Here is a 14051-nt window from a genome sequence, read left to right as displayed (position 1 = left end):
ACTAAAATTCTAGCGCAACTTGGTTGGCTCCGAGCTGTTCTTCAAGCTCATACAATAATTCATCTTCTGGCGTAATATACCAATCTGTAGCGGCCTGGTAACGTGCGCTGGCATCGCTACTTTGATAGTCGAACAGTAAGGGACAAACACCTCCGCGATAATTTTCGAGTATTGCGTGTAAGCGTTTCAGCCCTTGTCCTTCTAGATGCTCAGGTCGCAAGCGCAAACGTAATGCCTTCGCATATTGCTCACGCATCCCGGTAATGGTCATTACTTCGCGCGCGGTCATTGTATTGCCCCCGGAGTAATCATCAAAGCTGACCTCTCCTTTTATGACCAAAATTTGATCTTTCGCGAGCAAATGTTCCGAACTTTCGTAATCTTGTGCAAAAAAGCGTACATCAAAACGGGCTGACTTGTCATCTAGCGTGACGATAGCCCAACGTGCGCCCTTCTTGTTGACCATCACTCGCATATCGATAACTAAACCAGCTATGGTGGTGGTCTGGTCGCGGCCCGTCGGCTTTACATCGGCCAGCGCGCATGGCACATAATTGCGCAATTCTTTGCGATAGCGATTAATTGGATGTCCGGTTAAGTATAGCCCAAGCGTCTCGCGCTCGCCGTCTAGCCACACTGCTTCCGGCCAAGGCGCAACTTGTTCAAACTCATGTTCGAGCGAGCTGCTGTCATCACTCGGCGTCAATACACCGAATAAGTCCGATTGGCCAATGGCTTCAGCCCGTGCATGCTGCTCTGCTTGGCGCATCGCCTTTTCGAGCGTCGCCATTAAAGCGGCACGATGCGGTCCAAGCGAATCCATCGCGCCAGCACGAATCAAACGTTCCAGCACGCGGCGATTAAGCTTTTTCAAATCGACGCGACAGCAAAAATCAAATAAATCGCTAAAAGCACCGCCTTCGGCCCGCGCCGCAAGGATGGCCTCAATGGGCCCTTCACCTACGCCTTTTATCGCACCAATGCCGTACACCACGTTGCCCGCATCATCGACGGTAAACTTATACTGCCCCACGTTAACATCGGGCGGCAGAATTTTAAGTCCCATCTGCTCGCATTCGTCAACTAAGGTGACAATTTTGTCCGTGTTGTCCATATCCGCCGACATTACCGCAGCCATAAACTCGGCCGGATAATGGGTTTTTAACCACAGCGTTTGGTACGAAACCAAAGCGTAAGCGGCTGAGTGCGATTTGTTAAAGCCATAACCCGCAAACTTCTCGACCAAGTCAAAAATCTTCATCGCTAGTTCAGGGTCAATGCCGGTTCGCGCTGCACCGTCGCGGAATACTTCCCGCTGCTTCGCCATTTCTTCGGGCTTCTTCTTACCCATGGCGCGACGCAACAAGTCAGCACCGCCAAGCGAGTAGCCTGCGAGTACCTGCGCAATTTGCATGACCTGTTCTTGGTATAAGATGACACCGTACGTCGGCTCAAGAATCGGCTTCAACCAGTCATGCTGATAATCTTTATCTGGATAGGAAATTGGCTCGCGGCCATGCTTACGATCAATAAAGTTATCCACCATGCCCGATTGCAACGGGCCAGGACGGAACAGTGCTACTAAGGCGATAATATCTTCAAAACTATCGGGTAACAGCTTCTTAATAAGCTGTTTCATGCCGCCGGATTCAAGCTGAAACACTGCGGTTGTTTGGGCTTTCTTCAAGAGCCGGAAACACTTCGGATCGTCCAGCGGAATCCGCTCAATCGCAATCGCTTCATCACCACGCTGTTGGCGCTTGGCATTAACCATATCCAATGCCCACTGAATAATGGTTAGGGTACGCAGTCCCAAAAAGTCGAACTTAACCAAACCTGCGGCTTCAACATCGTTTTTATCAAACTGCGTAACCGGCTGTTTGCCTTCTTCATCGCAATACAGCGGCGAAAAATCGGTGATGCGTTTCGGGGCAATCACCACACCACCGGCGTGTTTACCTGCGTTGCGGGTAACCCCTTCGAGGATCCGTGCCATGTCGATGAGATCACGCACGTCTTCATCTTGATCGTAAAGCTCTGCAAGTCGCGGTTCGACTTCAAAGGCCTTAGCTAAGGTCATGCCAGGGTCGCCCGGAACGAGCTTGGTGATCTTATCGACAAAACCATAGGGATGACCAAGTACGCGGCCAACATCGCGAATCGATGCTTTGGCTGCCATGGTACCAAAGGTAATAATTTGCGAGACAGCTTCACGCCCGTACAGCTCTGCCACGTGATCGATGACCTCGTCACGGCGTTCCATGCAAAAATCGATATCGAAATCTGGCATGGATACCCGTTCAGGGTTCAAGAAACGTTCGAAAAGCAGATCGAGCTCAAGCGGATCGAGGTCAGTAATTTTTAACGCATAAGCAACTAACGAGCCGGCACCTGAACCTCGCCCTGGACCTACTGGAATATTGTGATCTTTCGACCACTGGATAAATTCCATCACGATTAAGAAGTAGCCCGGGAACCCCATCTGATTGATAACGTCGAGTTCAATCTGCAGCCGCTCATCATATTCTTTACGTTTCTCGGCACGTTCAGCTGCATCTGGAAATAACTTCAACAAACGGTCTTCAAGACCTTCGCGTGATTTTTTTACAAGGAAATCTTCAGGTGTCATACCGCCAGTTGGAAACTCTGGCAGAACATACTCATCGAGGGTAATGGTTACATTACAACGCTTGGCAATCTCTACTGTATTGGCCAAGGCTTCTGGAATATCTTTGAACAGTTCCGCCATTTCTTCAGGCGTTTTTAAGTACTGCTCACTACTGTATTTTTTCGGACGACGCTTATCATCGAGCGTGTAACCATCGGCAACTGCGACCCGCACTTCATGCGCATGAAAATCGTCAGCCTTTAAAAACACCACTTCATTGGTGGCCACCACAGGGATTTCGTGCTTTGCGGCTAAATTGACGGCAGCGTGCACGTAGTCATTTTCGTGTGCGCGACCGGTACGCTGTAATTCAAGGTAAAAACGATCGGGAAAATGGAGTTGGTAAAATTGCAGCGCTGATACCGCTTCGTCTTCGCGCTGCTGTAAGAGTTTTTGCCCGATATCACCCTCACGACCACCGCTTAGCAACAATAAACCATCGGCATGGTCGGCGAGCCATTCTTTATTGATGCAGGGTTTACCCATGCGGTGACCCGCTAAGTAAGCGCGGCTGATCAATTGTGTGAGCTGTTGATAGCCTGCATTGTTCAACGCCAACGCGGTTAATCGGAAGGGCGCCTCACGACTGTCTTCCGTCCAACCTTCTGGCAATACCCAGAGGTCACAACCGACAATAGGTTTCAAACCTTTGCCATGGGTGGTGCGATAAAAGCGCACCAAACCGCACATATTCATTTGGTCGGTCAAGGCCAGAGCAGGCATGCCAGCTGCTGCTGTAGCCTCACAAATGGGGCCGACTTTTGCCAGGCCATCGATCATCGAAAAATCGCTGTGTACCCGCAAATGAATAAATTCTGGCGTTGCTTGTTGTGCTGGTTCCGTCATGCGCTGCTTGGCTTCGTTATACTTTTTAAATAGGCAGTTATTGTGCCCGATAGCGGCGGCAATGTCATGGTCCTTTTCGCTTCCTTTTTCAGCCACATAGGCTAAGCTGAGTACACAAACTTTGGAGGCTTACCATGTATAAGTTACTCATTTTACTCATGCTTAGTGTCGCAATTTGCCAACCCGCCGAGGCGCAATCCGATCACCAAATTGACCTAATAAGTGAAGGTCACCGTTTCACCGAAGGTCCATTATGGTATGACAACGCGCTATGGTTCTCGGACATTCCAGCAAGCACTATTTATCGTTGGCAACCAGAAGGTGAAACCACCGTTGCTGTGCGTCCATCAAGCGGTGCTAATGGTCTGATTGTGGATACCGAAGGCCGCTTGCTCATGGCACAACACCAAGCACGCCGCATTGCCCGCCTGAATAGCGACGGTACGCAGACCAGTTTAGCCAGTCATTATCAAGACAAACGGCTCAATAGCCCGAATGACTTAGTGCTCGCTGATAGTGGTACCTTATATTTTACTGATCCGCCTTTTGCGGTATCTGCAGAAGAACAAGAGCTCGATTTTGCGGGGGTGTTTGCACTGCACAACGGTGAGCTCAGCCTCATTGATGATGAGCTCGAGCGCCCTAACGGCATCATTCTTAGTCCAGACCAATCGGTGCTCTACGTCACAGATGCCTACCAGTGGAAGATTTACGCATACGATGTCACCGCCGATGGTGTCAGCAACAAACGGCTGTTCGCTGCGCTGGAAGGTGAGTATGACCAGGGCATGGATGGTATGGCGGTTGCCGCTGATGGCACGCTTTACGTTGCTGGCCCAGAGGGAATCTATGTTTATACGCCTGCGGGTGAGCTCACCGAACGCATCGCGTTGCCTGATTTTACGGCGAATGTCACATTAGTTGAGACTGACCGTCGGGTGCTCTACGTGACCAATCAAACTGAGGTCTTTAGAATTACTTTAAATCATAAAAAATAAACCGGAGCTGTTGATGCGACACCTAATTCGATCTGCGACATTACTGATCGTCAGTTTGACCCTACACGGTCCCGCTGCACTTGCCGAAGAAACTGAAACGACTCGCAACGCTTATGCTGCCGGTTACCTCGCCAATTTCGCCTGTAGCGCAGTGTTTAATGCCAACAAAGACTGGAATGCGATTCAACGTGATGAACTAACCGGCATCTATCCGCTGATTGCCGAGCAAGTCACGCAACTCGAGCCGGAAATCAACCATGCTGAGAAGTGGGTGCGGGTTGCTTACGACAATGGCGCATACACGCGGCTTTCAGTTTGGCGCCCCCGTCTTGGCTGTGTCGATCTGCCCGTGGGTGCAACCTTGGCAAGTATTGAGCAGCTCGACCAGCCCTTTCCACGCACTGAAGTTTCACACCACGACGATGGTGCGCCGTGGCAGGCCGACGTAAGCGTATTGTCTGCTGCGCAACAACAGGCTTTGCAGCAAGTAGTTGACCAAGCTTTCAGCAAGCATTATGGCAGTGGTGCGCGCACCTCGGCGGTACTTGTTGCTAATACTGAAACGATTTTAACTGAACGTTATGCCGAAGGTTTTACCCCCACTACCGCACAACGCACCTGGTCGGTCGCGAAAAGCATTGGCGCCAGTGTGATTGGCGTAGCGGTGCAACAAGAGCGCATCACTGTTGATGAACCAGCGGCTCTAGAGAATTGGTCGCATCCGCTTGACCCACGTGGCACGATCACGCTCGAACATCTGTTACACATGGCCTCGGGATTAGACAGTAACCGTGCTGGCAATCGTACCGACCGCGTATACATGGGCGGTGGTCTCGTCAGCGATACGGCTACTGAAACGGCGTTAGAAGTAGCTCCAGGTAGCCGTTGGAAATATGCCAATAACGACACCATGCTCGCCTTGCGCACCTTGCGTGAGCGCTTTACCGATACCAACGAATACCTACGCTTTCCCTACACTGAGCTGATCGACAAAATCGGTATGCAGCACACATTTCTAGAGACCGATTGGCAAGGTGACTTTATTTTGTCGTCGCAAGTTTGGACAACCGCTCGCGACCTCGCACGACTAGGTTTATTGCATTTGCAAAACGGTCGTTGGAATGATGAGCAAATTTTGCCCGCCAACTGGGTCGAATACATCAGTACACCAGCGCCAGCGCAACCTCCAACTACAAGCCCCGGATATGGCGCACAATGGTGGCTGTACAACGAACGTTTCCCTGAATTACCGGATGACACCATTGCTGCACGCGGTAATCGTGGGCAGTTCTTAGTCTTAGTACCCAGCAAAAATCTCATTATCGTCCGCCGTGGCTATGATCTCGCCGGCGAGCCGGGATTCAATGAGCACGATTTTACCCGCGATGTGCTTAAAGCATTGGAAGCTACACAATCACAATAGGTATGCACTATGTCTGACTGGAAAGTGCCGCTTGAGCTTAACCATGAGATGCTCAAAAGTTATCAACGCAAACAACGCGATCAATGGTCTACAGGGTTATCGTTGCGCGTGCATCGCGCGCTGAGCTGGCTTTATCGCGCCCAGCAAGAGCGTCAACGCGACGACTTAGACGCTGAGTTTCTGTTCCTCTGGATCGGTTTTAACGCTGCTTATGCCAGCGAATACACCAATGATGCGCGACTGACGCAACGTGATACCTACGCGCAATTCTTTGGCCGAATTGTCGGCTACGATGAACAAAGCCATTTGTACAATATGATCTGGCAGCACTACCCAAACAAGATCCGCAGTTTGATGAACAACCCCTACGTATTCCAACCCTTTTGGGATAGCGCCACTGGACGCTGTGCGGAGGACACTTGGAAGGCCAGTTTTGAATCAGCCAAGCATGCTGCGCACCAAGCGCTTGCCGAACGCGACACCGTTACCTGTCTGAGTATTGTGATGGACCGCTTGTATACCTTGCGCAACCAACTCGTTCACGGGGGCGCTACCTGGAATGGCAAGCTCAACCGTGATCAGTTGCGTGATGCTTGCGGCATTCTCGCCCACTTATTGCCGCTGGTGATCCAGTTCATGATGTTTCATGGGCAGGAAGTATGGGGTGACGCAGCTTACTTTACCGAGCAGCAGCCATGAGCCAGCAGCCGATCATCATTTTTGTCCATGGCTTCGGCTCGTCCGGTTTTGGTAGCAAAGCGGAGCAAATGCGAGCCCACTGCGCCGCACGCGATATTCGTTTTTTCGCGCCATCGTTATCACATATTCCAGCGCTCGCCTGGCAAACGTTGAGTGAATTAGTTGAACAGCTCAATGCACTCATCGCGCCACGAAAAGTTGCCGTCATGGGCTCCTCACTAGGTGGCTTTTATGCACATGCCCTTGCCTGTCGATACGATTTGCCTGTGGTGTTGATCAATCCTTCGATGCATGCCGCCGAAAGTCTCCGGCGTGCTCTCGGCACTGCAATTAATTTTCATGACAATAGCCCTTATGAGTGGCGTATCGATTATCTAGACCAACTCGAAGCAATAACCCCTGCCTACCCATCGCCGCTTGGCGCAAACCAATGTTGGCTGCTTACTCAAACGGGTGATGATGTGCTGGATTATCGTCAGGCATTGCCAGCCCTACCACATGCTAAACAAACCATTATTTCGGGCGGGAATCATGGTTTCGTTGGCTTCGATGAATATCTTGATGATTGTGTTGAATTTTTCCGAGCCTTTGAGCGCTAGACAGGTTTTACATATAAGCGTAAAGTGATGAATAGTTATTCAGTTGCAAACTAAAGTCGAACTAATTGTGCATCAATCCCGTTATCACACCATCATGGTTTTGCTGTTCTGCGCTTGCATCACACCAAGCTTCGCCGCAAATCCCCCCAATGTGTTCGGTGTACCCGACGATGAAATAGTCGATGGTGCTAATACGCAAATCCAACGTGACCAAGAGCTTGAACAGCGCCTCGATAAGCTGCTTGATGGCGATTTTTATCCGAGTGATCAGCAAGCCTTTGCTGATCTCCTGCGCGGCATCGACGCCTCGACGCCGATTGAAACTTTCGTTCGTGCGCAAAGCTATAATATCTTACGTTTGGCCTTTGACGAACAGTTAGGTGCGGCCCTGGCAGTTGCTGATGAAGTTGAAAAATTGGCGCGTAACAGTGGTAACAACAATGCGTTGCTTGAAATTGAAGTAGTCAAAGCAGAAGCACATCTTGCCAATGGTAATACCGACGAAGCAGTTGCATTGGTACCTACCATCATCACTTTACTACCGGCTGCTAGTAATGTCCGCGTTCGCTATCACGCCAACCATTTGCTTGCCCGCGTGTTACAGGCCAATAATGAATTTAGCGATGCGCTGAATTATCTTCTATCAGCACAAGCGCTGATTCCAGAAACCGATGAAGGTGGACAGCAACGCCGGCGCCAGTTTTTGAATCTCCACTTGGCGCGTATTCAAGCCAACTTAGGACGCTGGCAAGCATCTGCTGAAACTGCAGAAACTGCGATTACTGATGCCAGTCGCTCAGGTATTACTCACCACTTGCCTGAGCTGTACTTAATTCGCGCTTATTCACGCCAATATGAGCAAGGTCCATCGCAGGAAATTGTCGATGCGTTTCTCGAAGCTGCTGACATTGCCGAAGCACAAGACCATGAGCGAGTCCTCATGCTGGCCTACAACAATGCCGGCGCGGCGAAGTTATTAATGAACGAACTGGATGATGCCGAGCGGTATCTGCGCCAAGGTTTGGCGGTGGCGAAATCAATCAATAACCAACGTGAAAGTTCCGTAACTGAGTTCAACCTTGGTTATGTCAAAGTGTTGCAAGGCGATCATGACCAAGGCATCGTCGAAATGCTCGCTGCGGCAGAGGTTTTCAATAGTTTCGCCTTAAAACGCGAGCAAGCCATTTTGCTGACCCATATCGCCCGCGCTTATGAAATCGCTGAGCGCTATCAAGAACAAGCAGCAACCTTACAAAAACAGGTACAGTTGACCGCTGAGTTGGCAGAAGAAGAGCGTGACCAACAGATAAGTGAATTGCAAATACGCTATGAAGCTGCTGAAAAATCTTACGAAATTAAATTGCTCGAGCAACAAGCTCAGCTACAGCAGCAACAGTTGGCAAACCAAGAGCGACAGCAACAGTTGTTCCTCGTCGCCGCCGGTTCGTTACTAGTGGTGCTCCTGATGTTTGCTTACGGTTACCGCAAAACACGACGCCTCAATCAGTTACTTAACGAGGCAAATGGCGAGTTACACCAGCAATCTCTGCATGATCCATTGACCGGACTCTATAATCGCCGTGCTATTTACGACCGTTTAGTAAGCGATGATCGGCGCTTGCAAACCGATCAGCATGCGGTCATTTTGCTCGATATTGACCATTTTAAAAACATCAATGATACCCACGGGCACCCTGTCGGTGATGAGGTTCTGATTGAGTTTGGGCGGCGATTGAAAGCTGCAATTCGCCGTAATGACATGGCGGTGCGTTGGGGCGGCGAAGAATTCTTGCTAGTGCTTGAGCATATTCAAGCTGACCAAGCCGTGCAGGTGGCTCGAAAAATTCTCAAAGATATCAGTGAACGTGCCTTTCAAACTGACGCAGGACGCCTCAAGATCACGCTTAGCGGTGGTTTAACAATGGTCGCAACAGATGCGAATAAGCAGCCGAATTGGGACGCTACTTTTAAATTGGTAGATGAGCTGTTGTACGAAGCCAAAGCCGAGGGTCGTAATCGTATTCGCTACTTATTACCGGACCAACCGCGCCGCAGCTTGCCATAATTCATTCGTAATCGGATACAAAAAAGCCGCAGTTACCAAACAACTGCGGCTTTTTATTATCTCGCCTTGCTAAGCGCTACAGACTCGCAAGCGCGTCATTCAATGTTGCCGATGGACGCATTGCATTGCTGACTAACTCACCGTTCGGCTGATAGTAACCACCAATTTCTACTGGGCTGCCCTGAACTTCGTTCAGTTCAGCGACAATTTTCGCTTCATTCTCATTTAAGAACGCTGCGAGTTTGCCCATGCGTGCCGCTAGATCTTGGTCTTCTGTTTGCGCCGCCAAGGCTTCCGCCCAGTACATGCCCAAATAGAAATGGCTACCACGGTTATCAATTTCACCAATCTTACGCGCTGGTGACTTGTCGTTCTCAAGGAACTTAGCAGTCGCTTTATCCAATGCATCAGCAAGGATTTGCGCGCGTTGGTTATCGGTGCGCTGTGCTAAGTGTTCAAGTGAAGCTGCTAATGCCAAGAACTCACCGAGTGAATCCCAACGCAGATAGTTTTCTTCAACGAACTGTTGCACGTGCTTCGGCGCTGAACCACCTGCACCTGTTTCAAACAAACCACCACCGTTCATTAACGGTACGATTGACAACATTTTCGCTGAGGTGCCCAATTCAAGAATTGGGAACAAGTCAGTCAAATAGTCACGCAATACGTTACCGGTAACCGAAATGGTATCTTTACCTTCTTTCATGCGCTGCAGGGTATGACGCGTTGCATCAACCGGTGTCATGATTTGAATATCTAGACCGTCAGTGTCATGTTCTTGCAAGTACTCATTTACTTTCTTAATGAGTTCAGCGTCGTGGGCACGGTTTGCATCTAACCAGAACACTGCTGGCATACCGCTCAGACGTGAACGATTCACCGCAAGTTTGACCCAGTCACGAATCGGTGCATCTTTGACTTGGCACATACGCCAGATGTCACCTTGCTGTACATCGTGCGAGAACACTTCTTCACCCGCTTTATTCAATACTTTCACGGTACCGTCAGCTGGCATTTCAAAAGTTTTGTCGTGTGAACCGTATTCTTCCGCTTTCTGAGCCATCAAACCAACGTTCGGGCAAGTACCCATGGTCGCTGGATCAAAAGCACCATTTTCACGGCAGAAACTGATAGTTTCTTGGTAAACGCCGGCATAGCAACGGTCTGGAATCATCGCCAAAGTGTCTTCACGCTCGTCGTTAATGTTCCACATCTTACCTGAATCACGGATCATCGCTGGCATTGAAGCATCGATAATGACATCACTCGGCACGTGCAAATTGGTGATGCCTTTGTGCGAATTCACCATCGCCAAGGCTGGCTGCTGGTCGTAAACCGCCTGAATGTCAGCTTCGATTTCAGCACGTTGTTCAGCTGGCAATTTAGCAATTTTAGCTAATACATCACCAAAGCCATTGTTCACGTCAACGCCAAGTTCAGCAAATAATTCACCGTACTTATCAAAAACATCTTTAAAGAATACTTTCACCGCGTGACCGAACATGATCGGGTCAGAGACCTTCATCATGGTGGCTTTCAGGTGCAGTGATAACAGCACACCCTTTTCTTTGGCGTTTGCAGTTTCGCGCGCAAAAAATTCTTTTAACAACGCAACGTCCATGCGCGCAGCGTCTACCACTTCGCCGGCAAGTACTTTCACGCCGTCTTTGAGCACAGTTTGACCGGCAGGCGTATTTAGCACGACTTTCAATTCGTCAGCTTCAGCGAAGGTCGTTGACTGCTCGCTACCATAAAAATCGCCGTCATCCATGTGTGCTACGCTGGTTTTTGAATCTTTGCTCCAAGCGCCCATGCGATGCGGGTGCTTCTTCGCATAGTTTTTGACTGATGCCGGTGCACGGCGGTCAGAATTACCTTCACGCAATACTGGATTTACTGCTGAACCTTTGACTTTGTCATAACGCGCTTTGATTTCGCGCTCTTCGTCGTTCTTCGGCTCAAATGGGTAATCAGGTAGCGCATAGCCTTGTTCTTGCAATTCTTTGATGCAAGCGGTCATTTGCGGCATTGACGCGCTGATGTTTGGCAGTTTGATGATGTTGGCTTCCGGCGTTTTAGCGAGCTCGCCAAGTTCCGCCAGGGCATCGTTAATCCGCTGTTCTTCCGTTAAATACTCAGGGAACACAGCGATAATGCGGCCAGCTAGGGAAATGTCACGCGTTTCAACTGAAACACCAGCAGCTTGCGTAAAAGCACGAATAATCGGTAACAATGAATAGGTCGCCAAGCGTGGCGCTTCATCGGTTTCCGTGTAGATAATCTTTGAGCTATCAGTCGCCATAGTGGTTCCTTACTAGGTTCGGAAAGGATTAGAAAAGTGGCGCGAAGTATAGCAAGGATGGCCGTTATAGACCAGTAAGCATGACTTGAAATTGAGTATTCACCGCACTTATAACAGCGGCATTCGTCCGCTTCGCTATTCGAACAACGAGCACAGCGAGTGGACGAACAGTGAGGCAACGCCGAACGTACGAACCCCGAATAACGAAAAAGGCAGCCGCAGCTGCCTTTTTACCGAGTGCTCGATTGCTTAGTCGATACTTGGCTTGGTCAAACCACGACGCTCAAGTAGCGCATCAACTGTTGGCTCTTGGCCACGGAAGTCAATGTACTGTTGCATCGGGTCTTTGCTGTTACCTTTTGACAAGATAGTGTCGCGGAATGCTTGACCGTTTTCGAGTGTCAAACCACCGTTCTCTTGCATAAATTTAAAGGCATCAGCGGCAAGCACTTCTGACCACATGTAAGCGTAGTAACCAGCAGAGTAGCCGCCCGCAAATACATGGGCAAAGAAGCTTGAACGATAACGTGGTGGAACCGCGTCAACATTCACACCATTACGCACAAGTGCTGCTTGCTCATAAGTATTCACATCGTCAATCGCTTGTGCTTCTTCACTGGTCAAGGTGTGATACTCGAAGTCGAGTAATGCAGCTGAGATGTACTCAAGCGTGTCGAAGCCCATGTTGAAGTTCTTCGCCGCCATTACTTTGTCGAGCAATTCTTGTGGGATCTGCTCGCCGGTTTCGTAATGCTTGGCCATATTCGCCAGAACTTTCGGATTGATGGTCCAGTCTTCTTGGAACGTAGATGGGAATTCAACGTAGTCACGAGATACTGAAGTACCCGCAAGTGATGGATAGTTCACATCAGAGAACATGCCGTGCAGGGCGTGACCAATTTCATGGAAAATGGTGCTTACTTCGTCAAAGCTCAATAGTGTTGGTTCGCCATCAGGCGCTTTAGTGATGTTCATGTTATTCAAAATCACTGGCTTGTTACCCAACAAGTGTGATTGTGATACGAATGAACTCATCCACGCACCGCCGCGCTTCCCGTCACGCGTAAACCAGTCACCGTAGAATAAACCTAGTGACTCGCCATCGACATCTTTGACTTCATACACCAAAATGTCATCCGCGTAAGTTGGGATATCATCACGTTTTTCGAAGGTAATACCGAACAGCTGGTTCATAGCAAAGAATAAGCCATCTTCAATCACACGATTAAATTCGAAATACTCTTTCACTTCTGCTGAATCAATTGCGTACTTCTCAGCACGAACTTTTTCAGCATAATAAGCCCAGTCCCAAGGTTGTACTTCAAAATCGCCGCCTTCTGCGTCGATGACCGCTTGGATTTCAGCCATTTCGCCTTCAACGTTACTTACCACTGCAGGAACCAAATCACGCAGCATCTTTTGTGCAGCTTCTGGCGTTGACGCCATGCTTTGCTCAAGTACGTAGTTGCCCCAGTTGTCATAACCGAGCAATTCAGCTTTTTCTGCACGCAATTGCGCAAGTTTCTTCACCAATGGGCGATTGTCGGTAGCTGTGTTACCCGTACCGCGCATTGCTGAAGCCTTCCAAACCTTCTCGCGTAACTCACGATTCTCTAACGACTGCAAGATAGGTTGGCGAGTGGTGTTAGTGATCGTGATCACATATTTACCAGGCATGTCTTTCGCTTCAGCGGTCTTCGCCAGATTAGCAATTTGCGAATCGCTTAAACCGGCAAGCTCTGCTTCATCTTCGACCACAATCAGGTTTTCATCGACAAGGGTCATCAAATTATTACGAAACTCGGTCGTAACTGATGACATTTCCGAGTTGATTTCACGGATACGTTGTTTTTGTTCTTCATTAAGGTTTGCACCAGCGCGTACGAAGCCTTTGTAAGTGTCTTCGATCAAGCGCAGCTCTTCACCCTCAAACTGATCACGTGCATCGTAAATTGCTTTGACGCGGGCAAACAAATCAGCATTCAACATGATGCTGTCACTGTGAGCAGCGAATTTCGGAGCCATTTCGACTTGAAGAGCGGTGAAATCATCATTACCCGCTGAGCCAGCCACGTTGCCAAACACAGCAGAAACACGGCTTAACAAACGACCCGATTTTTCCATCGCAACGATGGTGTTTTCGAAGGTAGGTGCTTCTGCATTCGTGGCGATCGCCTCAATTTCTGCAGCGTGCTCTTCCATTCCAGCTAACAACGCAGGACGATAATGATCAAACTCAATGCTATTAAAGTCCGGGGCGTGGAAAGGTAAGGAACTTTCCGCGTAAAACGGATTGCTCTGGTTAAACTCAGTACCGCTATCCTGTGCAGTTTGAGTCTGCTCTGCGGCTTGTTCGGTTGGTTGTTCTGCGCTTTGTGCAGCTTCTTTATCTGCACAAGCGGCCATGGTAAGTGCCGCGCCAATCGCGACTGCAATTAAGCTCTTACGCAT

8 protein-coding genes are annotated in these 14051 nt (G+C 49.4%); 5 read left to right on the top strand and 3 right to left on the bottom strand.

Going from position 1 to position 14051, the window contains the following annotated elements; translation table 11 throughout:
• Position 1: 1 nt before the first annotated feature.
• Positions 2-3514, bottom strand: a complete 3513-nt coding sequence (gene dnaE / locus ACJ8W9_RS00770) for a DNA polymerase III subunit alpha (RefSeq protein WP_411359270.1) — start codon at positions 3512-3514, stop codon at positions 2-4.
• Between the two features lie 134 nt (positions 3515-3648).
• Here dnaE and ACJ8W9_RS00765 point away from each other — a divergent pair, with 134 nt between their 5' ends.
• From ACJ8W9_RS00765 to ACJ8W9_RS00745, 5 genes are read left to right on the top strand one after another with little or no spacing between them, the layout of a single operon-like run.
• On the top strand, positions 3649-4512 hold the full coding sequence (locus ACJ8W9_RS00765) for an SMP-30/gluconolactonase/LRE family protein (protein ID WP_411359944.1): 864 nt from the start codon (positions 3649-3651) through the stop codon (positions 4510-4512).
• Positions 4513-4525: 13 nt separating this feature from the next.
• Complete coding sequence (locus tag ACJ8W9_RS00760) at positions 4526-5935, top strand: serine hydrolase domain-containing protein (RefSeq protein WP_411359942.1); 1410 nt, start codon at positions 4526-4528, stop codon at positions 5933-5935.
• Between the two features lie 9 nt (positions 5936-5944).
• Positions 5945-6634, top strand: coding sequence for a hypothetical protein (locus tag ACJ8W9_RS00755; protein WP_411359940.1), 690 nt, complete (start codon positions 5945-5947; stop codon positions 6632-6634).
• Complete coding sequence (locus ACJ8W9_RS00750; RefSeq protein WP_411358035.1) at positions 6631-7233, top strand: YqiA/YcfP family alpha/beta fold hydrolase; 603 nt, start codon at positions 6631-6633, stop codon at positions 7231-7233. Before ACJ8W9_RS00755 ends, ACJ8W9_RS00750 begins: the two co-directional genes overlap by 4 nt.
• A gap of 43 nt (positions 7234-7276) precedes the next feature.
• Positions 7277-9298, top strand: coding sequence for a diguanylate cyclase (locus ACJ8W9_RS00745; RefSeq protein ID WP_411359938.1), 2022 nt, complete (start codon positions 7277-7279; stop codon positions 9296-9298).
• A 76-nt stretch (positions 9299-9374) separates the two neighbouring features.
• Here ACJ8W9_RS00745 and ACJ8W9_RS00740 read toward each other — a convergent pair whose 3' ends face one another.
• Positions 9375-11600: an NADP-dependent isocitrate dehydrogenase gene (locus tag ACJ8W9_RS00740; protein ID WP_411358033.1), complete on the bottom strand. Its 2226-nt coding sequence runs from the start codon at positions 11598-11600 to the stop codon at positions 9375-9377.
• Between the two features lie 249 nt (positions 11601-11849).
• A complete protein-coding gene (locus ACJ8W9_RS00735) occupies positions 11850-14051 on the bottom strand; it encodes a M3 family metallopeptidase (RefSeq protein ID WP_411358032.1) in 2202 nt (733 codons plus the stop codon).

The sequence above is a fragment of the Pseudidiomarina salilacus genome (genome assembly GCF_047323925.1).
In the GTDB taxonomy this organism is placed as follows: domain Bacteria; phylum Pseudomonadota; class Gammaproteobacteria; order Enterobacterales; family Alteromonadaceae; genus Pseudidiomarina; species Pseudidiomarina salilacus.
This window is presented reverse-complemented; position numbering and strand designations above follow the sequence as displayed.